Raw genomic sequence first — 24,490 nt, forward strand, 5'->3', positions numbered from 1 at the left:
GGATCGCGGTCGGCGGGGGCGGCGCCGGGGTGATCGGCGTCGTCATCTACCTGCTCGTCACCGTGCTCGGCGGCGGGGGGACAGGGTCGGGCGGCGCGCCGCTGTCGGGCCCCGCCGGCCAGACGGCCGGTGACGTCGCCAGACGGTGCAACACCGCGGGAGCGATCGACCGGGACGACGACTGCTTCGTGCTCAAGGCGTTCAACGAGGTCAACGAGGTGTGGGGCGCGCAGTTCGCCCGTTCCGGCCAGACCTACGCGAAGCCCAGGCTCGTCTACTTCTCCCAGGCGGTACGCACCGGTTGCGGGACCGCGTCCTCGCAGGTCGGGCCGTTCTACTGCCCGCCGGACCGGCGGGTGTACATCGACCTCGGCTTCCTGGACCAGCTGCAGCAGCGGTTCGGCGCGCAGGGCCGGTACGCGCAGGCCTACATCGTCGCGCACGAGGTCGGGCACCACCTGCAGACGCTGACCGGCACCGAGTCCCGCGTCCGCCAGGCGCAGCAGGCGAACCCGTCCCAGGAGAACGCGCTCAGCGTCCAACTCGAACTGCAGGCCGACTGCTACGCCGGGGTGTGGAGCACGCTGGCGAACACGGGCGGCAACGTCACCATCGGAGAGGCCGACCTCGACGAGGCCCTCGGCGCCGCCCAGGCCGTCGGCGACGATCGCATCCAGGCCCGCGCCGGCGACGTCAACCCCGAGACCTGGACGCACGGCTCCGCCCAGCAGCGCAGGACCGCCTTCCTGACCGGCTACCGCGGCGCCACCATGTCCTCCTGCGGCACCGTGCCGCACAGCTGACCGGCGGCTGCCCGGGCCCGCCCGAGCGCGGGCTCCAGCCCAGGCCTCCACCCGCCACCGCCACACCGGCCGCGGCTGGGCGCTCAGTCGGCCCGGTGACCGGACGGCCCGAACACGTGGTGGTAGGGCAGGTCCGATGTCGTTCCGTAGCGCTGCCAGCAGTCTCTGCCGCGCCGTTTGGCGGCGTACATCGCGTGGTCGGCGGCGCCCACGAGGTCGTCGGAGGTGACGACGCGCGGGCCGGTCGTCGCGAGCCCCACACTCGCGGTCACCATGATCTCGCGCGGGCCGGCGCGCCGGCGAATCGTGAGGCCGTCGACCAGCCGGGCGGCGATGGCCTCGACGGACTCGTCGGACGTGACGTCCTCGCACAGCACGACGAACTCGTCGCCGGAGATCCGGGCGACCGTGTCGCGGGGGCGGACGACCTGGCGCAACCGAGCCGCCACCTCGCACAGCAGCTCGTCGCCAGCCTGATGGCCCAGAGTGTCGTTCACCTCCTTGAACCCGTCGAGATCGACGAACAGGCATCCGACGTGCCTGCCCGTCAGCCGCGCCGTCTCGACCGCCCGATCCAGTCGCTCGAACATCGCGGTGCGGTTGGGCAGGCCGGTCAACCCGTCGAGCAGGGCTCGACGGCGGGCCTCCTTCGCCGTCACCCGTTCTCGCTCGACGGACCGGGCCGTGGCTGCGGCCGCGGCGATCTGGCTGGCGGCCAGTGCGACAAAAGTGCGGTAGTCGCGGTCGACGGGAAGCTCGGCACTCATACCGGTGACGAGTAGCGCGCTGGTCTCGCTCTCTGCCAGCGGCGTGACGAGCGCCGCCGTCGACGGTGGGGTCTCGTCCTGGCGCCGCAGGCCGAACCGCTCCAGGACGCTGCCGACCTGCCGGGTCTGGCCCATGGCCAGCGTGTCCGTCAGCTCGGGGACAGGTCCCTGCGGGAGGGCGCGCGTGGTCACGCCGGGCCGGGCGGCCGCGTCCAGGCCGCCCGTGGCGACGGGCACCAGCGGGTCCTCGTCGCCGGGTCCGGGAACGAGGACCAGGCAGTAGGGGACGTCCGCCGCATTGCGGGCCAGACTGGCCGCGGCGTGCACGAAGACCTCGCGAGGGGACGACTGGCCGCTCAGGGTGCCGGCGAGTTCGCGCAGACAGGCCAGCCGGCGCGCGGTGAGGACGCGACGGGTGGTGTCCTGCGAGGTGAAGAGAACACCGAGGACCGCGTTGCCGGAAGGGTCCCGGATGGGGCTGCAGGAGTACGTGAAGTAGCACTCTTCCAGATAGCCGTACCGATCCAACGCCGTCAGGTGGTCCTGGCGCAGTACGGAGCCATGGCCGGCCACCACCCCGGCGATCATGGGCGCCAGGTCCCCGCGCAGTTCCGAGAAGGCCTCGAAGAACGGCCGGCCGAGGGCGGCCGGGTGCTTCTCGCCGATCTGGGCGATCAACGCGTCGTTGTACAGCTGGATGAGGCCCGGGCCCCACAGGATGTGCATCGGGAAGCGGCATTCCAGGCAGAACGTCACCATGGTTCGTAGTGTCAGGGGCCAGTCGCACACGGGCCCGAGGTCGGTGACCGACCAGTCGAGGGTCGCCGCCAGCCGCCCGACCTCGCCACCGGACGCGAACATCGGGAGCGTCACCGACGCGCCGACGGCGCCCGCGGCCGTGTCGGCCGGACCGCGGGCGCCGGACTGGTCCCGTGGGACCCGTTGAGACGCCTCCACACCGTTCGTACCCCCCATCGCCAGCTACCCCCGGGCGGTCCCCGTTACACCACGCATCGGCGCGTCTCGGCCGGCGTTGCCTGGCGGGGGTGGTCCGTCCGCATCACCTCCGCACCGGACGTCTCCCGGCCGGTCTGACTGGGTACCTCTACCTGCGGCGCCTTCTCGGGAGGATCCGATGGAGCTGGTAGGCAGGGCCCCGCAGCTTCAGACCCTCGCGGAGCAGCTGGCACAGGCGAGCACCGGGCGGCTGGGGCTCGTCGTCGTCCACGGGGAACCGGGGATGGGCAAGACGACGCTGCTGCGCGCCTTCCTGGCCGGACTCGACTCCGAGCATGTCCTGATGGCCAGCGCCGACCGGGCCGAGGCGACGGTCGCGTTCGGCGTCGTCTCCCAGTTCCTGACCACGGTCGGTGACGAGTCGTCCCGGCCACCTCGCCGGCCGAGGCCGGGAGCGGAGCCGGGGTCGGCGACCTGCGCCGTGCCGGGCGTTCCGGCCGCCGCCGGAGGAACGGCCGCCCCGGGCGACGGGGCGAGTCAGAGCCAGGTCGCCGAGGTCGGCCTGACCGTGCTGCGGCTTGTCCGGCGGCTGCTCGCCGGCGGCCGGCCGGTCGTCCTGCTCATCGACGACGTCCACTGGGCCGACGAGTGCTCCCAGCAGGCCCTCGCCGTCGCGCTGCGCCGGCTGCGCGGCGAGCGGGTGCTGTGCGTCCTCGCGATGGCCGGGGCGCCACCGGAGCTGGCCGACGGGCTGCGTCACCTGGTCACCGAGCTCGCGAGCACGCTGCGGCTCACCGGGCTCGACCCGGACGAACTGCGCACCCTCGCCGACAAGCTGCCCGTCGACGGCCTCTCGCCGTGGGCGGCCGCCCGCCTGCACGCCCTGACCGGCGGCAACATCCTGCACGCACGGGCCCTGCTGGAGGAGCTGCCCCCGCAGGCGCTCGACAACGGCGCCGATCCGCTGCCCGCGTCGAGCGCGCTGGCCCAGGACGTGCTGGCCCGGCTGGCCGCCTGCCCCGACGAGGTCCGGCGCCTGATCGACGCCGCCGCCGTGATCGGCCCGACCTGCCGGCTCGCCGACGCCGCCGGGATCGCCATGGTGGACGATCCGGCGCTCGCCCTGGAGGGAGCCGTCGCGGTCGCGCTGCTCACCGAGAAGACGACCGCCGTCGACCGGATGGTCGCCTTCACCGAGCCACTCGTGCGCTCCGCCGTCTACCACGGCATCGGGCTGGCTCAGCGCTCGGAGCTGCACCTGCGCGCGGCCTGCCTGATAGACGATCCGCGGGCCCGGCTCTGGCACCGGGTGGTCGCGGCGGTGGTGCCCGACGAGGCACTGGCCATGGAGGTCGAGGGCGCCGCCCGCAAGCTCGCGACGGGTGGCCGCTGGCGCCCGGCGGCGGATCATCTCCTCGCCGCGGTCCGGCTCAGCCCCCACCGGGCGGCCCGGGAACAGCGGTTCACCGACGCCCTGGACTACCTGCTGTGGGGCGGCGAGCTCGCCTACGCGGGCAGCCTGCTGGCCGATCTCGCGGGCCTGCTCGACGACTCGCGCGGCGGCTACCTCCGGGGCCGGCTGGCGATGCTGCGCGGTTCGCTGCCGGAGGCGACCGCGCACCTCGGCCGGGCCTGGCTCGCGGTAAACCCGGGCCTGCGGCCCGCGCTGGCGCGCGCCATCGGGGAGCAGCTGGCGTGCTGCCACTTCTCGAACGGCGACGTCGCCGTCGCCGCGCAGTGGGGACGGCGGGCGCTGGAACTCGGCCCCGCTCCACTGGGCGACCCCACCCATCTGCTCGACATGCTCATCCTCTCGCTGTCCGACGCCGGCGCCCGCGACGAGGCCGCTCGCCTCGCCGCCGACGTGCCGGTGCCGGAGCGGGATCCCGCCGGCCCGCCGGTCGGCGAGGCGTGGCACCTGCCACCCGACGGTCTGGTCGGGCGCGGCGTCGTGCGCCTGGCGGCGGACGACCTGCCCGCGGCACGGGAGGCGTTCCTGCAGGCGATGGCGGTCAGCAGCGGCCAGGAGTGGAAGGTTCCCGCCGGACTGTTCGCGCTCATCCAGCTTGCCGAAACCGAGTTCCTGCTCGGCAGCTGGGACGCGGCGATCGCGCATGCCGAGACCGCGGTGGCCGTCGCCACGTCCGCCGGACAGGGTTGGCTGCTCGCGGCGTGCCACGCGGCCGCGGCCTGCCCACTGGCGGCGCGCGGCAGCCCGAAGGCGCACGAGCATCTGGAGCGCGCGGCCCGGCTTCCCAGCTCCGCCGTTCCCTACACCGAAGCGGCGGTGATGAGGGCGAGACTGTGGGCCGCGCGTGCCCGCAGTGATCCCGAGGCGTGTGTCGCCGCGGTGGAGAGTCATCGCACCTTTGATCGTCAGGAACCGTCGGAACCGCGATGGATGCTCTGGCGCCCTCTGCTCGCCGAGGCGCTCGCCCAGACCGGCCGTCCGCGGGAGGCAACGGCCATCCTCCGGCCCTTCGAAGCGGCCGTCGAGCGCCGCGGCCGACGTTCGGAGCTGCTGTCCTGCCTCCGAGCCCAGGCGGCGGTGGAGATCGCCGACGGCCGCGAGGAGCAGGCCGACCGGACCTACCGGGACGCCCTGGAACTGGCGGCCGGGCTGCCGTTGCCGTTCGAGCGGGCGCTGCTGGAGTTCCACCACGGGGCGCTGCTGCTGCGAGACGGGCAGATGCCCGCCGCGGCGGACCTGCTGGAGACGGCCCGTGACCGGTTCGGATCGCTCGGCGCCGAGCCGTATGTCACGCTATGTAATCACAAACTGGCGGGGTGCGGCCGATTGTCGCCGCGTCGCCAGCGCGGCGCGCTCGACGCCCTCACCCCGCAGGAAATCCGGGTGGCGAGGCTCGCGGCGACCGGCCGCTCCAACGCGGTCGTCGCGCGCGAGCTGGTGCTCAGCGTCAAGACGATCGAATATCACCTGGGGAATGTCTACGCCAAGCTCGGCCTGCGCTCGCGCCACGAACTCGCCGCGGCCCTGCCGCCCGACCTCACGGCACGCGAGGGCTGACGGTTCGCAGGCCGGCCGGTCGTTCGTCATAGGCGGGGCTTTCGGGATCCGTCATGTCCGATGATGAGCCGAATCGGGCAGATCGGCGCCGAGCTCCACCCAGGGTTGCCCGCGAATCTTTCCGGACGAACCGCATCCCGGCCCCGGGAAATCCAGGGGTTTAACCGCGACCCCGGGGTGGCCCAGGGTTCCTTGGTCTGCCGTTCCCGGTGGATCGACTCCGCCATCCCTTACATCCCGGCCTCCGCCCGGGGATGACAGCCGGGGGTCGTCACGGCCCTGCCACGCCTTGCGGAGCAACGCACGGAGGGATCCGCGGGGACGCGATAGCGATGTGAGGAGCGTCATGACTCTGAAGAAGCGAGCCTGTGTGATGCTGGCTGCGATTCCAGCGAGTATTGCCATCGGTGTCGTGCCGCCTGCGGTCGCCCAGGGGAACACCGCCGGCGGCACCTCGGTCAGCGGTACCGGTAACACCGCCGGTGGTACGACGGTCGGTGGCGGTGGCGGTAACACGGCCGGTGGTACGACCGTTGGTGGCGGTGGCGGTAACACGGCCGGTGGTACGACGGTTGGTGGCGGTCCTGGTGGCGGTAACACCGCTGGTGGTACGACGGTTGGCGGCGGTGGTGGTAATACCGCTGGTGGTACGACGGTCGGCGGCGGTGGTGGTGGCGGTAACACGGCCGGTGGTACGACGGTTGGCGGCGGTGGTGGTAATACCGCTGGTGGTACGACGGTCGGTGGTGGTGGTGGCGGTAATACCGCCGGTGGAACGACGGTCGGTGGCGGTGGTGGTAATACTGCTGGTGGAACCACCGTGGGTGGATTCCGTCGAAACACGGCGGGTGGCACGAGCGTCGGACGATTCGGTTCGCGCAACACCCTTATCCGGACCTTCCCCTTCGTCGGTAACACCGCTGGTGGAACGACGGTCGGTGGCGGCGGTGGTGGCGGTAACACGGCCGGTGGAACGACGGTTGGTGGCGGTGGTGGTAACACCGCTGGTGGAACCACGGTCGGTGGCGGCGGTGGTGGTGGTAATACTGCTGGTGGTACGACGGTTGGTGGTGGGCCTGGCGGTGGGAACACGGCTGGCGGGACCACTGTCGGTGGCGGTGGCGGTGGTGGTAATACTGCTGGTGGTACGACGGTTGGTGGTGGGCCTGGCGGTGGGAACACGGCTGGCGGGACCACTGTCGGTGGCGGTGGCGGTGGTAATACCGCTGGTGGAACCACGGTCGGTGGCGGCGGTGGTGGAGGTAATACTGCTGGTGGTACGACGGTTGGTGGTGGGCCTGGCGGTGGGAACACCGCGGGTGGGACCACTGTCGGCGGCGGCGGTGGCGGCGGCGGAAACACGGCCGGCGGCACCAGCGTCGGATAACACTCGCGTTCCGGCGGGCATCTGACCCATGTGCTCCACGGACAGCGGCGGCCCTTTCCTCGGGCGGACCACATGCATCGTCATGTGCCGGACCGGGGCAAGGGCCGCCATCATGTCCGGAGTCAGGACATTCACGCGGCCTCGGATTCGTCGAAACCGGGCCGGCGGATTGGCTCCGAAACCCCGCTGCTGAGTGACTACGTATCAGTTCTTCCTGGACGTGAGCTACCCGCCTTCCGCGGCGGACACGCGGAACGAAGGCGCGGCCTCTTCGATGCTTCTGCTGGCTACGATCTCGCGGAGCTGGTCCCTGACCTGCGCGCGAAGAGGAGCCACATGCATATCAAAAGATGTTCGACCGGCCTGTTGTTGACAGGTGGGATTTCGGCTGCGGCCGTCCTTCTGGCCTCGCCCGCGTCGGCCGCGACAGCCGGGACGGAAAACGGTGGCGAGGCCCGGTATGCGGGTCAGAAAAGTCTTCGTTCCCTGACGGTACCGATCTGTTACCGTCCGGGTGACCCGGAACCGGTCAATGGCGGGGGCACGTCCACACAGAATCCGAGCTCCACCAACCCGACGGACCCGACGACGTGCTATGCGCTCAGTTACCAGTATGATCCCGGCGCGTCGACATGGTGGCCTTCGCTGGATCCGCTGTGCACCCCGGGCGGTACCGCGGGGGGTGGCGTGCCGCTGGCGGAGCGAATCGACCAGGCCGACCGTCAGGACGACTGGTTCCGCAACGATGACGACGACTGGTTCGGCGACAAGGGCCGCCGTTTCGACGACCTGATCATCGGCAGTGTGACGATCGGCATCGGCGGGCCGACCGTCGGCGGTACCGGCATCGTCGGCGGGACGGGGAACACGGCGGGCGGCACCACCGCGGGGTTCGGTGGCGTCACCGCGGGCGGCACGACGGTCGGCGGTTTCACCAATACCGTCACCAACAGCGGCACGACGATCACCGCGCCCGTTCTCGGTGGCGCGGCCGGCATCGCGGAGGAACCATCGCCCTTCGGCTCGAAGGCCTGGGGCACGGACACCAGCCTGCCGACCTGCGATCCCGCTCGACTCCCCGGTGGCGACGGCCCGGACGGAGACAGCGTTGGCGGCGACGTGATCGCTCCGGACTCGGCGTCTGACTCCGGTGGAACGACCGAGACGAGTGCGCTGGCCGGAGCCGGTGAGCAGACGTCCTTCGCGCCGCCGTCCGCGTACGAGCGGGGATGGTGGGCCGGCTGGGCGGCCCGCGGTCAGCGGGACGGCGAGGCCGTCGCCTCGGTCGACGGTGAGCCCGGCAACGGCGGATTCGTGCCGACGGACGAGCCGCCGGTCGATGGGGACGGCATCGTGTCCGCGTCCTGACGCCGCGGCCGATCAGGGCGTCTCCGGGAGGGGTCGGGGACGCCGTGGGCGGGGCCTGTCCGTGGTCCCAGCCGCGGCGGCCCCGCCCGGATCGTCGCGTCAGCTGATCCGTCCAGCCTCCCGGGCGGCGGTCTCGGCGGCGCGCAGCTGGGCTTCGACGAGGTCGAGGCCGGCGGACCAGAATCCCGGGTCGGTCAGGTCGATCCCGACGACACGACCCAGGTCCTCGGGCAGCCGCGATCCGCCCGCGCCGAGCATCTCCAGGTAGCGAGGCACGAACGACGCCCCCTCCTCGACGTAGCGCTGGTACACCGACAGCGCCAGCAGCTGCCCGTACGCGTAGGCGTACACGTAGCCGGGGGTGCCGATGAAGTGCGGCACGTAGCTCCACCAGGTGCGGTAGCCGTCGGTCAGTTCGACCGCGTCGCCGAACAGGTCAAGCTGGGTGGACGCCCACGCCTCGTTGAACCGTTCCACCGACAGCTCGCCCTCGGTGCGACGCGCGCCGTGCACGGCCTCCTCGAACTGGTTCATCGCGGTCTGGCGGAAGACGGTCGCGATCGCCCCCTCGATCGACTCCGCCAGCAGCGCGAGGCGCGACTCGGCGTCGCCCGCCCGCTCCAGCAGCCGGTTGAACACGATCGTCTCGCCGAACACCGACGCCGTCTCGGCCACCGTCAGGGGCGTGCTCTGCTGCAGGATGCCCTGCTTCTCGGCGAGCGCGAAGTGGATGCCGTGGCCGAGCTCGTGGGCGAGAGTGAGCACGTCACGGCGCCGCGAGGTGAAGTTCAGCATCACATACGGGTGCACCGACGGGACGGCGGAGCTCGCGAACGCACCGCCCCGTTTGCCCGGCCGGACGGGCGCGTCGATCCAGTTCTCGTCGAAGAACCGGCGGGCGACCCGCTCCATCTCCGGCGAGAACGAGCCGAACGAGTCGAGCACCAGGTCGCGGGACTCGACCCAACCGTAGTGCTCGTCGGCGTCGGCGGTCACGGCCGCCGACCGGTCGTGGTCGGCGAGCTTCGGCAGGCCCAGGATCCGGGCCTTGAGCCGGTACCAGCGCTGCGGGATGTCGTAGCGGCCGCGGACCGCGGTGATCAGCGCCTGGACGGATTCGTCGGACACCTCGTTGGCGAGGTTGCGGCTCGACAGCCAGGTCGGGTAGCCGCGCAGCCGGTCGTTGACCGCCTTGTCGTGCAGCAGGGTGTTGAAGATGTAGGCCCGGGTGCGCAGACCTGGGGCCAGCGCCGTCGTGACGGCCTCGGCGGTGGCGCGGCGGACCTCGCGGTCGGCGGACGCCAGCCGGCTCAGCGCCACGTCGAGGGGCTGGCCGTCCACCGTGATCGCCGAGACCTGCTCGGAGAAGAGCCGCCCCCAAGCCCCCGCCCCGGTGACCGACTTCTCGGTGAGCAGCTTCTCCTCCGGCTCGCTGAGCAGGTGCTGCCGGTAGCGGCGCTCCATCCGCAGGTAGTGCCGGGCCTGGTCGAGACCGTCGGCGGCGAGCAGTCGCTCGGCCGTCTCGTCGTCCAGCGCGGCCCATTCGAGGCCGAAGAACAGCAGCGCGGTGTGGATCGAGGTGGAGCCCTCGCGGACCTTCTGCAGCATCGCGCCGCGCGCCGGTTCGGCCGTGTCGGTGGAGAAGCGCAGCGACGCGTACCCGCCGGCCTTGCCGATCAGCTCGTAGATCGCCGCCAGTTCACCGACGGCGTCCACCAGCCCCGGCCCGTCCAGCTCGGCGACCTTCCCGGCATACCGCGCGGCGAACGCCTCGGCCCGCGCCCGTGCGTCCGCGAGCTGTACGTCGACCTGCTCCTCGCCGCCCCCGTCGAGCAGCGGCCCAAGATCCCAGGCGACATCGTCCAGCGAGGGATCATCCTGCGTCACACCCACCATCCCCGCAGGCTACCCACTCCCGCCCGGCTCGCCTGGGAAGGACGGTCGGGCCAGCAGACGCCCGGAGCCACTGAACTGCCTTGAGTTCACGCCAGTTACCGGTATCCTCGACGCCATGACCGTGCTTCCTTTCACCGAGGCGCGTAACCGGCTGTCCGAGATCCTCGACGACGTGGAGCGCACGCACGAGCGCGTGGAGATCACCCGGCACGGCCAGGCGGTCGCGATACTGATCTCCCCCGACGATCTCGCCGCTCTGGAGGAGACCCTCGACGTCCTGGCGAGCCGGGAAGCAATGCGTCAACTCGCGGAGTCCCAGGAGGCGGTCGAGTCCGGGGACGTTCTCGACGCCGAGGAACTGGCCGCGCTGATGGCGAAGCGCGGGCGTTCCGCGAGCCTGCCGCCCGGCAGTGGCTGAACCCGCTCTGCGCCCTTTCGAGCTGCGGGTGGCGGGGCCGGCGGCGCGCGCGCTGGCCGGCAGGCTGCCCGAGAAGGTCGCCGCGGCGGTCTACGAGTTCATCACGACGACTCTGCTCGAGAATCCGCATCGCCTTGGCAAACGGCTTCTCCTGCCGCCGTTCGAGGGCACCTGGTCCGCGCGCAGAGGCGGATATCGCGTGCTGTACGAGATCGACGAGGAACATCGCGTAGTCCTCGTGACCGCGATCGAGCATCGCTCGGACGCCTACCGTTCGCGTTGACCTCGCCTGCCTGCCCGGGCGCGGTCGCAGGTCAGTGGCGGGTGGAGAGGGTGAGGCCGTCGTCGAGGGGGAGGTGGACGGTCGTGTAACCGTTCGCGGGGTCCTGGACGTGGTCGAGGTAGTCGCGGGTCTCGTCGGCGAACCGGACCGTGTCGTCGGCGATGATCAACGTTCCCGGCCGCAGGTTTGGTTCGAGGACGCGCAGGACCTGCAGGTAGATGTGGTTCCAGCCGTCGAGCAGCACCAGGTCGGCCGGGCCGGGCAGGTCGCGCAGCGTCTCCAGGGCATCGCCGGCGCGGACGTCGACGAGGTCGCCGAGCCCGGCCTCGGCGACGTTCGCCTCCGCCGCCCTCACCTTGCTGGCCGACAGCTCGCTGGTGACGATCTGGCCACTGCCGTTGTCACGCAGCGCGGCGGCGAGATGGATCGTGGAGATCCCGAATGACGTGCCGAACTCGACGACCAGCGCGGGTCGGCTCGCGCGGGCGAGCGTGTAGAGCAGCGTCCCGACCTCCGGGGCGACCGGCAGGTACGCCTCGCCAGCCAGATCGGCCAGCTCCGCGGCGGGCATCCGCTCGATGACCGCGCCGGGTGCCAGGCCCGCGAGCAGGCTTGCCATCAGGGAGCCGTCCCCCTGCGCGGCGCCGAAGAGACGGTCGAGGACGGTGCGGACAGCGGGGTCGTACAGGGCCGAAGGCATGCTGAGGAGACCTCTTCTCCTGGTGAGGATCGTGCTGGGTGGGTGCTTCGGGGCGGAGCGACGGTGAGGCTGGCGGCGATCAGTCCATGCCGCGTTTGCCGGGCGTCCAGAACGGTTCGGTGAGGACGGCGCGGCGCGGCCAACCACGATCGTTGACGAGATGGTTGCGGACCGACTGGACGGTGCGGGCCTCACCGGCCACGTAGGCGACACCCGGCTGTTCGGGCAGGTCGAGCTCGGCGACGGCCCGCGGCAGCAGCGGCGACGAAGCCGCCGACGCGCCCTTCCGATGCACCCAGGTGGTCCGAAATGTCGCGGTCGCGTCACGGGCGCCGGGCGGTGGCAGTTCGTCCGCCGGATCGTCACACTCGAAGATCGCCCGAGCCTCGGTGCCAGCCGGCAGGGCACGCAGGATCGCGCTGAGGGGGACGGCGGCCGTGTCGTCCCCGACGAACAGGTGGTGGGCCGCGTCCGGCCGGGCGGTGAGGTGGCCGTCGGGCTTGGTGGTGATCACATCATCGCCGGGTTGGACGGTGCGTGACCAGGTCGCGCCCGGTGAGTCGCCGCCGTGGTCGTAGACGGCGAGCTCCAGGCGTCCCGCAGTCGGGTCCGCGTCCCAGACGGAGTAGCTGCGCTTCATGTCGCGCGGATTGCGCAGCCATGAGCCGGGAGCGGAGGGATCGACGAACAGGACGGAGACGCTCTGGCCGGGCGTCCAGGGCAGGTCGATCAGCGGCGCGCCGGCGAGCACGATGCGCCGCGTGCGCGCGGCCAACGGCTCGACGGCGGCCACCTGCACGCGCAGCAGCACGCGATCCAGCAGTCGACGCCGGGTAGCGCTCGGGTGACTCGACGGGGTGGCTGGAGAGTCGGCAGTCATGGCAGCTCCTGCTGGACGATAGTCATCGACGCATCGCGATAGCTCGTTAAGATGAGCCTAGGGGTGCCGTGATCTGCCGACAAATGCAACTGAGGCAAGGGGACGATGCACGCGATGCAATCCGTGGCGGATGACGTTCCAGCCGCAACGCCGCTGATCATCGGGCGCGGGCAGCCGATGGGGCGCCCGCTTGCCGGCATCGACCTGAATCTGTTGGTCACGCTCGACGTTCTGCTGGCCGAACGGAGCGTGAGTGGCGCCGCTCGCCGGCTTCATCTCACCGAGCCGGCTGTGAGCCGAGCGCTGGGCCGCATCCGCCGGGCCATCGGCGACCAGATCCTTGTGCGGTCGGGAAACACGATGCTGCCCACGCCGCGCGCCCTGGCGATCCAGGCTGAGGTGCGGGATCTCGTGGCACGGGCTCACGGCGTCTTCGCGCCCGTCGGCCAACCCGATCTCTCGACACTCGAGCGTACGTTCACGATCCTCAGCAGCGACATGCTCGTCGCATCGATCGCCGTCGACCTGCTCGACAGGCTGACCGCGGCGGCTCCAGCAGTGCGCGTGCGGTTCCTGCCCGAGCCGATGCCGTCCGCCGATCCGCTCCGCGACGGCACCGCCGATCTGGAGATCGGCCAGATCGACTCGACCGCGACGGAGATCCGCGTGGAGGCCCTTGGAGAGGACGCCGCCGTCGCCGTCGTCCGTGCCGGCCATCCGCTCACCCGCGGTCCGCTCACCCCGGAGCGGCTCGCCGACGGCCGGCATGTCATCGCGTCGCGCCGCGGCCGCGTCCAAGGCCCGCTGGACGCGGCGCTGGCCGCCCATGGTCTGCGGCGCACCGTTGCCGTCACCGTTCCATCGCATACGGTGGCTCTTTCTTTGGTCGCCCAGAGCGACCTCATCGGCATAGCCCCCCGCCGTCTCGGTCGCGTCGGCCTGGCGAGCGCCGGTCTGGTCGCCCTCGATCTGGATCTTGACCTGCCGACCCTGCCCGTCTGCCTGGCCTGGCACCCGCGCTACGACGCCGACGGCCCCCACCGCTGGCTCCGCGCCCACGTCCGCACCGCCATCACCACCGCCCTGCGCTCGTCGAGCTGGTCGACGACGGCCGGCGGGTAGTCGTCACCGCTGCAGGTCGAGGGCGGCGAGCCGGTCCGTGGCGGCGGCGACCAGATGCGGATCGACGTCGATCGTCGTGACCTGGCTGCTGCCGTACCTGCGGGCGAGCAGCGCCGTGCCGTAGCCGGATCCGGTGCCTACGTCGAGGATGTCCAGGCCCTCGCCCGCGGTTGTCGCGTTAACCGGCGGGGCTGACGGCGGTGATGTTGGCTATGGCGAATTCTCGGCCGGCGTTGCGGAGGTAGCAGTGGGCGTCGAGCCAGCGGCCGAACAGGGCGTTGATGCGGATGCGGCGGAGGGAACGGGAGCCGCGCTTGTCGGTGTAGGCGATGACGACGTCGCCATGGGATTCGACGGCCTCGGCGAGCAGGGTGAGCTCGTTGTCGTTCAGGGCGGTGGCCATCTTGCCGAGGGTGACGGCGAGGGGGCTGAGGATGGCGGGGATGCCCGCGTGCTCGTCGGCCTGGAGGAGGGCGACGAGCTCCTCCGGCGTGACCCGCCTGAGCTTCGCGGGGCTTGTACGACTCGGACTGCCCGATCCAGCCCGCGCGGAGGAGCCTCCACCGGACAGCCTGGAGGAACGCCGCCCGGTGGAGGCGGAAGGCTGGTCGTCGTCCTCGGAGGCGAAGGCGGCGGATGGTGGGCCGAGCGGGTTGGCGCCGGAGGGAAGAATGATCGTTCCGGTTGCGTCCTCGGGCATGGGGGAGAAGCCGGCGCGGCGCAGTTCGCGCAGGACGGTGGCCGACTCCTCGGGGCTGGACAGGACAGTGGGGGCGAGCTGGGCGAGGTGCAGGTTCTTCAGGACGCGGGTGTGCAGCAGCTCGGTGACGGTCGGCGGATCGCCGAGGATGGCGCTGCGCATCCCGCGGACCCGGACGTGGCCGTGGCGGCGGGCGACGTCGCCGATCAGGTACTCGAGGGCCTGCGGGAGGGCGCGGTCGGTGAGCGCGCGCAGCTCGGTGAGCAGCTCGTCGGCGCTCCAGCCGAGGTCGAGGGCGGCGCGGACGCTGGTGGGGGTGAACCGCCACGTCCCGGCGGCGCCGCGCGACTCGGATTCGGCCGCCGCGCGCAGGACGCGGGCCATCGACGGGGTGGGCGAGCCGGAGACGACGGCGGTCAGGTCGGACTGGAGGATCAGGCTGGTCCGGGTCGCCGGCAGCAGCTCGGCGCACTGGTCGCCGAGGCGCACCATGGCCTCGAGGAGGGCCGCGGGGACAGCGCCGCCGTCGTCGTCGGCATCGTGCGCGTCCAGCAGCCGTGGGATGTCGGCCAGCTCGGCCATCGCGTCGGCCTGGGCGAGCAGCCTTTCACCGAGGCCGGAGAGCACGTCGACGGCGACGACGCCGAGTCGTTCCGCCTCCTGGATCGATGCGGCGACCAGGTCCTCACACTCCTCCTCCTCATAGTCGTGCAGGGGGAAGTACCACTCGACGTTCTCGCCGCTGCGCCGCACCGACCGACCGCCGGCCGCGGCGCGGAGCAGGGCACGGCGGATCATGCCCGCGGCCGAGTTGACCGGCAGCGGCGGCGGGACCTCACGTTCCTCATCCAGGGCGCGCCGGGACGAGACGTGCTGCAGCGTGAACCAGCCCAGAGCGAGGGCCGCCCACTGCTGGGCGGGCGCCTCCTCGCGCCACCCGTCGAGCCGCGGGCCCGGGCCGTAGCTGATGGTGTCGCCTCGGCGGGCGGGCGCGAGCAGGCCGGCCGCCGCGGCGAGGTCGATCCACAGGAACAGCTCGTCCGCCGGCATCGCCAGGCGCTTCGCCAGCCGTACCCGTTCGCGCCCACCGATGCCGCCGCGCTTGAGCCCCGCGATCGGGGCGGCGGACGCCTCGTCGACGAGGGTCGTCACGGCGCGCACCGCCTCCTGTGCGGCGGCCTGGGCGGCGGAGCGCAGGCCGGCCGGATCGACCGTCGGCCGGGGAATGTCGGGCGGCCCGCTGAGGCCGAGTTCCTCCTCGGCGATCCAGGCCGCGACGGCGACCTCGCGGGGCAGCTCCGGACGCCCGTTGACGGGGATCAACAGCCCGGCGTCGATCAGCGCCCGGCGTTCCCGGGGCGCGGTCTGCTGAGCCGTGTCGATCCAGAGAGCGCCGTGGAACATTGCGCCGAGGGTGAATGCCCGTAGGTCGTCGAGCATCGTGCGGGCACCCGCGGGAAGCCTCGCGATGATGGACGCGACGCGCCGCGGATCGGACAGCCGCTCGGTGAGCGCCGCGATGAGTTCCGGCTTGCGCAGGCCCGCGGTGTCGCCGCCCAGCGCGGTCACCGCGTTGCGGACATCCTCTGCCAGCGCGTTGCGGCCGATCTGCGCGGCGGTGCGCCGGCCCTCGACGGGCTCGAGCCAGTGCTCGCGCAGCGCCTCCGGAAGTTCAAGAATCATCGCACCCGGATCGCTCCCGCCGCCCGGCCCCGCGCCTCTCGGGCTCGGCCCCGCGCCGCTCGGGCTCAGGCTCGGGCTGTCCGAGCGCATGCTGTCCGGCCCCGGGCCGTCCAGCGGGCTGAGCCAGGCGAGTCCACGGGCGCACAGATCGCTGATCACCGCATCAACCCGGTCGGGCGCGGCGTTGAGCAGCGTTGCCAGTCGGGCCGGCGTTGGTGGCCCCGACAGCATCGCCGCGGCGGTGCCGACCCGCAGCGCATCCCGATTGATCCTGACCAGCGCGAAGGTGAGGGAACGCGCGTCGCACAGGCGCTGCGCCACCTGCTCAAAGCCGCGCGGCGACGGGGTGAGCAGCACGTCCGGGCGGGCCCGGAAGATCGCGGCCAGCGACTCCGGCTCCAGGCCGGCAAGGTACACGGCGAAGGATGAGGTCGGCATCGCCTCTCATTCTTCACCCGCCGTGGCACCGGACCCCACCCTCCCCTCGCGGGCCACATAAAGCCCACCGGCGACGACTCGGTGCGCGTCGATACCAGGTCGCGTGTCAAGCCGTGATCTTCGCTGTCGTTGCGACGGGTCGTGGCAGAGTTCTGGCCGGTTTGCGGCGCTTCGTGTCGCGAGCTGGGGGACAAAGCAGAAGGAAACGGGGTGCTCGCGACACGGTGCCGCTTTCCCCGGCACGCGCTTTCCCTCCATGGGAAGTCGGCCCCAGATGCGGCCGTCAGGCCGACGCCGACGCCGACGCCGAGGTGGAGGCCGAGGTGACGTCGACCGGGCTGGGTGTCAGACCTGCTGGGTCAGCGTGAGGCCGGTGAGGACGGCGTGCAGGGCGGTGCGCCAGGTGGCCTCGGGGTTGTCGGTCGTGGTGAGCATGCCGCGCAGTTCCATCGAGGCGAGGCCCTCGGTGAGGGCGTGGACGGAAAGGGCGGCGGCGGGGACGGCGGCCTTCGGGAGGGTGCCCTCGGTGTTCAGGCGCTCAACCAGTGCTTCGAGGCGGCCGAAGGCGGCGCCCGCGGTGGCGGCGAACTCGGCGCCGAGCTGGAGATCCGGGACGACGCGCAGGAACACCAGCGAGTACAGCGCCGGGTGGTCGATCGAGGTGCGCCGGAAGCCGGCGAGGGACGCCGTGATCAGGTCGTCCACCGGGTCGTCTGTGCGCGGGCAGGCGTCGATCGCGGCGATCAGCACGTCGAACAGGCGGATGGCGAGCGCTTCGAGCATCCCGTCCTTCGAGCCGAACACGCTGTAGACGGCCCGGGTGGTCGTTCCCACCGCGTCGGCCACCGCCCGGACGGAGGCTGCGTCGGGCCCATCGCGCTCGATCAGCCGCTCGGCGGCGTCGAGCAGCGCCAAGCGGGTGCTCTCGTCGTGCTGCCGCGGTCGTCCCATGGTTGACGACTTTATCGCAACACCGTACCGTTACGACGTAACGTAACGGCGTTGCATAACTGAGGGTCAAGGAGAGGTGCCACGATGGACATGTTCCACCGCTTCGTCACGCTGCCGACGGCCGCGTTGTCCGGGATCACCGGCGGGGTGCTGTTCGGGTTCTCGATCCTGGTGATGCCGGCGTTGCGCCGGGCGCCCGCGCCGTCGGCGATCCGCTCGATGCAGCAGATCAACGTGGTCGCGCCGCACAGCCTGCTGATGCTGCCGCTGTTCGGCTCGGCCCTCGGCTGCGTGGGGGTCGGGATCTGGGCGCTCGGGCACTGGGGCCGCCCGGGCAGCCAGCTGCTCCTGCTCGGAGCCATTGCCGGGGCGGCGTCACTGCTGGTGACGGCAGCGATCAACATCCCGCTGAACAACGGCCTCGCCGACCTCAACCCCGACGCCGTCGGCGCGGCGGACACCTGGCTGCGCTACGTCTCCCGCTGGAGCGTCGCCAACCACATCCGCTCGCTGCTGGCGTTCGTCTGCACCGGCGCCCTGCTCGCCGCCGCCCGCTGGCCGAATCTCGGCGTCGGCCGCTGACTCGCCGTGCGCCATCGCCAGTCGCCATGCTGATCTTGTTGGCCGAGGCTGAGGTTGAGGTGAAGGTGGAGAGAGCCGCGCTATGCGTCGGATGCGGAGTCCACCGTCTGCCCGCGCAGGTGGGTGACGACGGCGGTCAGGGAAGCGGTGAGGGCGGCGCGGATGGCGGGGTCGTCGATCGTGCCGGCGGGGGTGACGGCGTCGCGGGGGACCGGGATGTCGACGCAGGCCGGTCCGATGATCTCGGCGGTGACGTAGCCGAGGACGGTGCGCAGCTCGGCGAGGGCGCCGGTGCCGCGGCCGGGGGCGGCGACGTTGATCCAGGCGGCCGGCTTGCCGTAGAGGTCGCCGGTGCCGACCGTCCAGTCGAGGAGGTTCTTGAGGCTGCCCGGCAGCGCCCCCGCGTACTCCGGGGTGCACAGCAGTACGGCGTCGGCGTCGGCGAGCCGGGTACGGAGATCGGCGACGGCGGGGTGCGGCGCGCTGTCGTCGGCGTCGGGGGTGAACGCGGGCAGGTCCGCGAGGCCGTCGTGGACGACGGCCTCGACGTCCGGTGGCGCGAGGGCCAGGACGGTGCGCAGCGCCGCGGTGTTCGTCGACGCCGCGCGGGTGCTGCCCGAGATCAGGAGGAGCCGGGTGACGACCATGTGCCCATCCTGCCGGTGAGGGCGCTTCCCGCATTCGGACGGCATCGCTGTGCCCGCCGAGTATTACCGTGCACTGCGTGACCATCGACGTGGAGCAGGAGCCGACCGCGGTGGCGGGGGGTGCGGCCGCCCAGGCGACCGGACGGATGGTCGTGGACATCGTCGCCGGCTACGACGTCGGGCCCGAGCCGCGGGTCAGCCTGCTGCACGTCTCGGAGAACGCCACCTACCAGGTGACGGATCCGGTCGGCGGGCGCCGCTGGGCACTGCGGCTGCACCGGCCGGGCTACCACGGCCTCGCCGAGATCCACGCCGAACTCGCCTGGGTGACGGCTCTGCGCGCGGACGGCGTCGTGCGCACGCCGCCGGTGGTCCCGACCCGCGCGGGTGAGCTCGTGGCGACATCGCGAGCCGGGCGGCACGCCGTGCTCTTCGAGTGGGTGGCGGGGCAGTCCCCGCAGTCCTGGGCGCCGGCGGCGCTGCCGGGGGCGTTCGGGCAGCTGGGGGAGATCGCGGCGCGGCTGCACCGGCATGCCCGGGGCTGGGCGCGGCCGGGCGGGTTCGAGCGGTTCGCCTGGACGTGGGAGACGATGCTGGGCCCGGCCGGACGCTGGGGGAGCTGGGCGGCCGGCGTCACGGCGGCGCTCCCCGGCGACGAGGGGCGGGCGGCGGTCGCGGTGCTGCGGCGCGCGGCGGAGGTGCTGCGCCGCCGGCTGGCGGAGTTCGGCACCGGGCCGGAGCGGTTCGGGCTCGTCCACGCCGACATGCGGCTGGCGAACCTGCTGGTTTCCCCTGCGCGCGGTGACGGCGAGGTGTGCGTCATCGACTTCGATGACTGTGGCTTCGGCTGGTACCTGTGGGATCTCGCGGCGTCGTTGTCGTTCATCGAGCATCTCGACGTCGCCGGGGAACTCGTGGAGGGCTGGCTCGCCGCCTACCGGCGACGGCTGCCGCTGAGCGCGGACGAGGTGGCGATGGTGCCGACGTTCGTGCTGCTGCGGCGACTGCTGCTGGTCGCCTGGCTTGGCACACACCCGCACTCGGACGCGGTCCCGAGTGCCGCCGGCTTCGCCCGGGACAGCGCCGCGCTCGCCGAGAGCTACCTGCGTGGCCGCTTTCTGACTGACTGATCGGGAGCCGTGCATCCCGACACACCGTCGGCTACACGACAGGGAATCACCATTCATATGAATATCTGTTCATGTTACTGTCACGCTCATGAGCCGGAGTCTCGGGGAGGCGAGGATGTGCAGGTGGCGCCGCGCTGACGATCCGGACGCGGCCGTGGTGCGCGCGGCGCTGGCGGTGCTGGCCGAGGAACAGGGCCGCGTGCTGCGCGAGCGGGCCCTCGCCCGGCTCGCGGACCGGCCGGGCCTGGCCTGGGCGAAGATCGTGCGCGGGCTGTACGTCGTCGCGCTCGACGGGGCGGACATCGGCCAGGTCCGGGCGACCCGGGGGCGTCGCCGGGTGCGGTGGGCGGCGCTGCCCCCGGGGTGGTCCGCGCCGTACCGGCTCTGCCCGACCATCGAGGGGGCGGCCATGATCCTGCGTGGCCGCCGGGTGGCACGGTCACGCGACGATCATCATTCGCGACCGCCGGCGGCGTTCTAAGCTGGCGGGGTGTCGAACGGCGTGCCCGGCCCGGGTTCCGACGGCGCCGTCCGACTCCCCGTCGACGGGGACATGGCGGGCCGGATCGCGGACGTGATGTTCGCGCTGTCCACCCCGAGCCGCGTCCAGTTGCTGGCCTGCCTGACGGGCGGTCCGCGGGCCGTCGGCGAGCTCGTCGAGGAGCTCGGCTCGGAGCAGTCGGCGGTGTCCCACCAGCTTCGGGTGCTGCGCGAGCACGGGCTCGTCCGGGCCGAGCGGGTCGGCCGCCAGCGGGTCTACGCGCTCGCCGACGACGACGCCCGGATGCTGCTCGCCCACGCGTTTCGGCGGGTGGCCCGGCCGGCCGTGTCCTGACCGAGGGCGCGCGGGCCGGTCAGAGCCAGTGGCGGCGTTTCAGGCTCACATACAGCACCGCCCCCATCACGATGATCGCGGCGAGGCTGATCGCGAACCCCCACGGCTGCCCGCTGCCGGGGAAGGGCACGTTCTGGCCGAAGAAGCCGGTGATGGCGGTGGGCACGGCGATGATCGCCGCCCAGCTCGTCAGCTTCTTCATGATCTCGTTGAGCTGGTTGCCCTGGATCGTCAGATGGGTCTCCAGGATCGTGGTGACCATGTCGCGCAGGCTCTCCGTCCACTCGGTGGCCCGCAGGACGTGGTCGTACACGTCCTGGAAGTACGGCATCATCGTCTCGTCGACGACGTGCAGGTCGCGGCGCATCAGACCGTTGACGACCTCCCGCATCGGCAGTACGACCCGCCGGGTGCGCACCAGGGTCTTGCGCAGCTCGAAACTGCGCCGCTGCACGCCGTCCGTCGCGGTGTCGTCGGCGAACAGCGCGTCCTCCAGATCCTCGATGGCGTCGTCGAGGGTGCGCACGGCGTCGAAGTGCCCGTCGACGATCACGTCGAGCAACCCGTAGAGCAGGTAGCCGACGCCCTGCCCGGCGAGGTCCGGGTTCGCGTCCCAGCGGTCGACGACCGCGTCCAGGTCGAGGCCGTGGTCCTTGCGGACGGTGATCAGCGCCGAGGGGGTGATGAGGACCGCGAGCTCGCCGGTGACGGCCGCGTAGGTGTCCGGGTCCACCTGAAGGCCGTAGGCGGACAGGAACAGGTGGCTGCGGTACCGGTCGAGCTTGGCGCGCTGGTGGGGGTGCAGGGCGTCCTCGACGGCCAGCGGGTGCAGGCCGAACTCCTCGCTGAGCACGGCGAGGTCGTCGTGGTCGGGGTCGTGCAGGTCCAGCCAGACAGTCGTGCCGGGCCGGCCGACGTACTCGCTGATGTCGGCGACGGGAAAGCCGGACAGTGCCAGCCGGCCGTCCTGGTAGAGCCGGGTGCGGGCGGTGCAGCGGGTGGCGCCGTCCCCGGCGATGCAGTCGTCGGCGGTGCCGCCGTCCGCCGTGGTCCCGATGGCCGTGGGTGCGATGGCCGTGGGTGCGATGGCGGTCGGTCCGATGGCGGTCGGTCCGATGGCGACGGGACCCTCGGCGTCACGCGCGGCCGGGTCGATGGTTCCGGCGCGGGGGTGGGGCGCGACCTGGTCGGGCGCGCGGCCGTCGCCGGCGGCACGCACGGAGCCGGGTGCGTGCTCGTCACGGGCCTCGGTGCGGTGGGCCTCGTCGTCGCGGACGGGGCCGTGCGGGTCGACGGGTGCGTCGTCTGCCATGGGGTGGGGACTCCGGGGGATGCGCCGTCGCCGGACCGGACCGGGCCTGGCTCAGCGCAGGCCGAGGGGGTCGGCGGCGACCTGGTCGGCCTGGGCTCGGGTGAGGTGGCCGGTGGCGACCAGACGGTCGAGGACGTGCCGTTGCCGCGCGCGGGCAGCGGCGAGGTGTTCGTACGGGTCGTACGCGGAGGGGGCCTGGACGAGCCCGGCGAGCAGGGACGCCTGGGTCCAGCTGAGCGTGGCGGGCATACGGCCGAAGTAGCCCGCTGCCGCGGAGGTGATGCCGTAGTAGCCATGGCCGAAGTACACCGTGTCCAGATACATGCGCAGGATGTCGTCCTTGCTGTACCCGGCATCGAGCTTGACGGCCAGCCCGATCTGCTCAATTCGATCGGTGAAGCTGCGGTGACCGCCGGTATAAAGGATCTTGACGAGCTGCTGGTCGAGCGTCGCCCCACCCTGGCTCTCGTCGCCCAGTAGCGGGCCGATCACGCCGCGCACCGCTCCAAGCGGATCGACCCCGTGATGGTGCTGGAAGCGGCTGTCCTCGGTCGCGACCAGAGCCTCGACCACCCGAGCCGGCAACCGTTCCGTCAGCGCGGCGGCGCCGTGCTCGGCGGCCTGCGCCGCCACCCGGGCGCGGGCGTCGGAGGTCGACGGCGTGAGAGCCAGCACCCCGCCGAACGCGAGCGCCGCGAGCAGTATGACCACCAGCACCGCCAGGCCCAGCCGGCGTACGACCGAGGGCCAGCGCGGCCGCCTCGTCGGGACCGGCCGTAGCGGCAGGGTTTCGTGCATCCGGCGGCCTCCGTCCCGGCGGTCGTCCGGCGGACTCGGCCTTCCCGAGTCGGGGGGCGCTGGTCGGTCCTGCATGGGCGGCTTCCAGTATCCGGACCCGCGGATGTGAACACGCTGTGAACGTGCCGACGCGCGGCGGCGATCACCGGAGCCGGCGCGGATCGGTCTCCCACCACGGTCGGGTCATCGCCGAGCCGGACTCCGCCTCGGCCTCGTCGAGCATCCGGTCGATCTCGCGCGCCTCCCGCGCGTCCGCCCGCATCCAGCGCACCAGCAGCAGGGCGATGAACGGCAGGTCCACCACCTCGCCGACGCCCCACAGGATGGCGCCGCCGGTGCGCTGGTCGTGCAGCGGTGCCGGACCCCAGGCGGGATGGGCCGTGAGGTAGTAGCCGGCGGCCAGCAGGTGGGTGCGGAAGGTCAGGACGGCACCGGGAACCGAGTCGAGCAACAGCTCCAGGAAGCCGAGGAACAGCGCGCTCGCGGCGGCGAGCCCCGTCGCCCGCGCGGGCTCCTCCACCAGCGGCACGGCGACGAGCAGCCCGAGGGCGAGAAGCATGACCTGCACGCCGTGGTAGATCGCCGCGTGCCGCAGACTCGCCCCGAAAATCCCACTGAACACCACCACGCTCGTGACGACCGGCACCAGCAACGCGCCGAAGGCCGGGTTCGCCACGCCCTTCGCGACCGGGTGTCCGGTCAGCCGACCGGTGGCGACGCGAAGACGTTCGGGTGCCGCGGACCGGGCGAGCCGCACGGGCCGTCCACAGGCCAGCAGCACCGGGGTCACCATGAACAGGCCGACGATCTCGACGAGATACGCGGAGAACAGCGTGTGCGCGTACGCGCCCGGCCACGCCATGGTGAAGACGAACAGGCTCAGCAGGCCGGGGCCGGCGAACAGCACCGTGCGGCCGACCGGCCAGGCCTCGCCGGCCCGCCGCATCCGCAGCAGCCCGTAGCCGTACGCGGCGGCCGCCGCCGCGATCAGCGCGATGCCGACCGGGTCCGGGCGCAGCGTTGCCCATTCGTGGCCCGGCGCCGGGGACGGGGCCGCCACGAGGATGGCGTCCGCTGTGCGCATCCACTCACCTGACCAACCTGACTCGTCGGGCGGCGCCGCGGCGTCCGCGCGGGCGCCGTTGGTCGGCAACCGTCCGCACGCTACGCCGTGTCCGTGGCGCCGTGGGCGGACCGTCCGCCGTCGCCCCGCGATGCGGGACATCCCTCGCGGTACCGGCGGCATGTCGGATCCGTCCGGTCCCGACTATCCGCGGGCCCAGATTGTAGTCGAGATTGTGCTTAGCGTGATCGGGGTATCTGGAGGGGGCGCGCCGGGAGGTCACGGCGACGCGACTCTCGAAGGGATGGCCATGAAAATCCTCAAGGGGTTCAGATATCTCATCCTGGCTGTCGTCCTCGCCTTCACCGCCTTCCTGGGTGCCGCGCCGGCCGTGGCGGCCACGCCGACTCCGACTCCGACGTCGACGTCGACGTCGACTCCGGCGCCGCCGCCCAAGCCCGCCGTGGTGACTCCCACGCCCGGCGCCGCCGCCGAGAAGCCGCGCTACGACCATCACCGGGGCAGGTTCTGGATCTGCCGTCCCGGCTACTGGGAGCCTGGCTACTGGGAACCCGGCTTCCGGTGGCACGGCCACGACTTCCCGAAGGTGTGGCACGACAGGACGTGGCACCGCGGGCACTGCTACTGGGGGGTCTGGCCCGCGAAGTAGCGCGCCCGTGAACAACCGCGCCTGACCCCGCGGCGCCGGATTCCCGCCGCCGGTCGGATCATGGTCCGCCGG

Annotated in this window: 23 protein-coding genes; 11 read left to right on the plus strand and 12 right to left on the minus strand. The window is 72.2% G+C overall.

Annotated features, from left to right (window positions below; all coding sequences use genetic code 11):
• Positions 1-803, plus strand: an 803-nt coding sequence (gene ypfJ / locus C1A33_RS28290) for a KPN_02809 family neutral zinc metallopeptidase (RefSeq protein WP_101834883.1), incomplete at its 5' end; no start/stop codon positions are given.
• Positions 804-886: 83 nt separating this feature from the next.
• Here ypfJ and C1A33_RS28295 read toward each other — a convergent pair.
• Entirely contained in the window at positions 887-2,545 is a 1,659-nt protein-coding gene (locus tag C1A33_RS28295; RefSeq protein ID WP_243408023.1) for a diguanylate cyclase domain-containing protein, read from the minus strand.
• Between the two features lie 160 nt (positions 2,546-2,705).
• Between C1A33_RS28295 and C1A33_RS28300 the strand changes: the two genes are divergently transcribed.
• Entirely contained in the window at positions 2,706-5,555 is a 2,850-nt protein-coding gene (locus C1A33_RS28300) for an ATP-binding protein (protein WP_101834885.1), read from the plus strand.
• A 271-nt stretch (positions 5,556-5,826) separates the two neighbouring features.
• Here C1A33_RS28300 and C1A33_RS34405 read toward each other — a convergent pair whose 3' ends face one another.
• Positions 5,827-7,026 (minus strand): hypothetical protein, encoded by a 1,200-nt coding sequence (locus C1A33_RS34405; RefSeq protein WP_133150866.1) that lies wholly within the window; start codon positions 7,024-7,026, stop codon positions 5,827-5,829.
• On the opposite strand from C1A33_RS34405, the gene C1A33_RS34410 reads away from it, so the two are divergent.
• Positions 7,027-8,310 (plus strand): hypothetical protein, encoded by a 1,284-nt coding sequence (locus C1A33_RS34410; RefSeq protein WP_133150867.1) that lies wholly within the window; start codon positions 7,027-7,029, stop codon positions 8,308-8,310.
• Positions 8,311-8,409: 99 nt separating this feature from the next.
• On the opposite strand, the gene C1A33_RS28310 is transcribed toward C1A33_RS34410, so the two are convergent.
• Positions 8,410-10,206 (minus strand): M3 family oligoendopeptidase, encoded by a 1,797-nt coding sequence (locus tag C1A33_RS28310; protein WP_101834888.1) that lies wholly within the window; start codon positions 10,204-10,206, stop codon positions 8,410-8,412.
• Positions 10,207-10,321: 115 nt separating this feature from the next.
• Here C1A33_RS28310 and C1A33_RS28315 point away from each other — a divergent pair, with 115 nt between their 5' ends.
• Together C1A33_RS28315 and C1A33_RS28320 are read left to right on the plus strand one after the other, a co-directional pair.
• On the plus strand, positions 10,322-10,624 hold the full coding sequence (locus C1A33_RS28315) for a type II toxin-antitoxin system Phd/YefM family antitoxin (protein ID WP_101834890.1): 303 nt from the start codon (positions 10,322-10,324) through the stop codon (positions 10,622-10,624).
• Positions 10,625-10,652: 28 nt separating this feature from the next.
• Entirely contained in the window at positions 10,653-10,907 is a 255-nt protein-coding gene (locus tag C1A33_RS28320; RefSeq protein WP_101834926.1) for a type II toxin-antitoxin system RelE family toxin, read from the plus strand.
• Positions 10,908-10,938: 31 nt separating this feature from the next.
• On the opposite strand, the gene C1A33_RS28325 is transcribed toward C1A33_RS28320, so the two are convergent.
• A complete protein-coding gene (locus C1A33_RS28325; RefSeq protein ID WP_101834892.1) occupies positions 10,939-11,607 on the minus strand; it encodes an O-methyltransferase in 669 nt (222 codons plus the stop codon).
• A 79-nt stretch (positions 11,608-11,686) separates the two neighbouring features.
• Positions 11,687-12,487 (minus strand): siderophore-interacting protein, encoded by an 801-nt coding sequence (locus C1A33_RS28330; RefSeq protein ID WP_101834894.1) that lies wholly within the window; start codon positions 12,485-12,487, stop codon positions 11,687-11,689.
• A 114-nt stretch (positions 12,488-12,601) separates the two neighbouring features.
• Between C1A33_RS28330 and C1A33_RS28335 the strand changes: the two genes are divergently transcribed.
• Positions 12,602-13,609 carry a LysR family transcriptional regulator gene (locus C1A33_RS28335; protein ID WP_341477272.1) on the plus strand — a complete coding sequence of 336 codons (1,008 nt, stop codon included), beginning with the start codon at positions 12,602-12,604 and terminating at the stop codon, positions 13,607-13,609.
• Positions 13,610-13,612: 3 nt separating this feature from the next.
• Here C1A33_RS28335 and C1A33_RS28340 read toward each other — a convergent pair whose 3' ends face one another.
• From C1A33_RS28340 to C1A33_RS28350, 3 genes are all read right to left on the minus strand, one after another.
• Complete coding sequence (locus tag C1A33_RS28340; RefSeq protein ID WP_341477273.1) at positions 13,613-13,765, minus strand: methyltransferase domain-containing protein; 153 nt, start codon at positions 13,763-13,765, stop codon at positions 13,613-13,615.
• Positions 13,766-13,787: 22 nt separating this feature from the next.
• Positions 13,788-16,430 carry a helicase-associated domain-containing protein gene (locus C1A33_RS28345; protein ID WP_101834897.1) on the minus strand — a complete coding sequence of 881 codons (2,643 nt, stop codon included), beginning with the start codon at positions 16,428-16,430 and terminating at the stop codon, positions 13,788-13,790.
• Positions 16,431-16,775: 345 nt separating this feature from the next.
• A complete protein-coding gene (locus tag C1A33_RS28350; RefSeq protein ID WP_101834899.1) occupies positions 16,776-17,381 on the minus strand; it encodes a TetR/AcrR family transcriptional regulator in 606 nt (201 codons plus the stop codon).
• Between the two features lie 84 nt (positions 17,382-17,465).
• On the opposite strand from C1A33_RS28350, the gene C1A33_RS28355 reads away from it, so the two are divergent.
• The gene (locus C1A33_RS28355) at positions 17,466-17,963 is read left to right on the plus strand and encodes an anthrone oxygenase family protein (RefSeq protein ID WP_101834901.1); all 498 of its coding nucleotides are present in this window, start codon (positions 17,466-17,468) and stop codon (positions 17,961-17,963) included.
• Positions 17,964-18,043: 80 nt separating this feature from the next.
• Here the strand turns inward: C1A33_RS28355 and C1A33_RS28360 are convergent, their stop codons facing one another.
• Positions 18,044-18,610 (minus strand): NADPH-dependent FMN reductase, encoded by a 567-nt coding sequence (locus tag C1A33_RS28360; protein ID WP_101834903.1) that lies wholly within the window; start codon positions 18,608-18,610, stop codon positions 18,044-18,046.
• Between the two features lie 146 nt (positions 18,611-18,756).
• Here C1A33_RS28360 and C1A33_RS28365 point away from each other — a divergent pair, with 146 nt between their 5' ends.
• The 3 genes from C1A33_RS28365 (at position 18,757) to C1A33_RS28375 (ending at position 20,575) form a co-directional block, all read left to right on the plus strand.
• Positions 18,757-19,740 carry a phosphotransferase enzyme family protein gene (locus tag C1A33_RS28365; RefSeq protein ID WP_101834928.1) on the plus strand — a complete coding sequence of 328 codons (984 nt, stop codon included), beginning with the start codon at positions 18,757-18,759 and terminating at the stop codon, positions 19,738-19,740.
• A 115-nt stretch (positions 19,741-19,855) separates the two neighbouring features.
• The gene (locus tag C1A33_RS28370; RefSeq protein WP_133150868.1) at positions 19,856-20,221 is read left to right on the plus strand and encodes a hypothetical protein; all 366 of its coding nucleotides are present in this window, start codon (positions 19,856-19,858) and stop codon (positions 20,219-20,221) included.
• A gap of 9 nt (positions 20,222-20,230) precedes the next feature.
• Positions 20,231-20,575, plus strand: a complete 345-nt coding sequence (locus C1A33_RS28375; RefSeq protein WP_207770549.1) for an ArsR/SmtB family transcription factor — start codon at positions 20,231-20,233, stop codon at positions 20,573-20,575.
• A 19-nt stretch (positions 20,576-20,594) separates the two neighbouring features.
• Here C1A33_RS28375 and C1A33_RS28380 read toward each other — a convergent pair whose 3' ends face one another.
• The 3 genes from C1A33_RS28380 to C1A33_RS28390 all read right to left on the minus strand — a co-directional run bounded on the left by C1A33_RS28380 (position 20,595) and on the right by C1A33_RS28390 (position 23,769).
• Positions 20,595-21,887 (minus strand): CorA family divalent cation transporter, encoded by a 1,293-nt coding sequence (locus C1A33_RS28380; protein ID WP_101834907.1) that lies wholly within the window; start codon positions 21,885-21,887, stop codon positions 20,595-20,597.
• Positions 21,888-21,938: 51 nt separating this feature from the next.
• Positions 21,939-22,685, minus strand: a complete 747-nt coding sequence (locus C1A33_RS28385; RefSeq protein WP_165818624.1) for a biosynthetic peptidoglycan transglycosylase — start codon at positions 22,683-22,685, stop codon at positions 21,939-21,941.
• Between the two features lie 142 nt (positions 22,686-22,827).
• Positions 22,828-23,769, minus strand: coding sequence for a cytochrome c oxidase assembly protein (locus tag C1A33_RS28390; RefSeq protein ID WP_165818625.1), 942 nt, complete (start codon positions 23,767-23,769; stop codon positions 22,828-22,830).
• 289 nt (positions 23,770-24,058) lie between these two features.
• Between C1A33_RS28390 and C1A33_RS28395 the strand changes: the two genes are divergently transcribed.
• Complete coding sequence (locus C1A33_RS28395) at positions 24,059-24,418, plus strand: hypothetical protein (RefSeq protein WP_101834912.1); 360 nt, start codon at positions 24,059-24,061, stop codon at positions 24,416-24,418.
• Positions 24,419-24,490: the final 72 nt, after the last annotated feature.

Source organism: Frankia canadensis (assembly GCF_900197875.1).
GTDB classification, from domain to species: domain Bacteria; phylum Actinomycetota; class Actinomycetes; order Frankiales; family Frankiaceae; genus Frankia; species Frankia canadensis.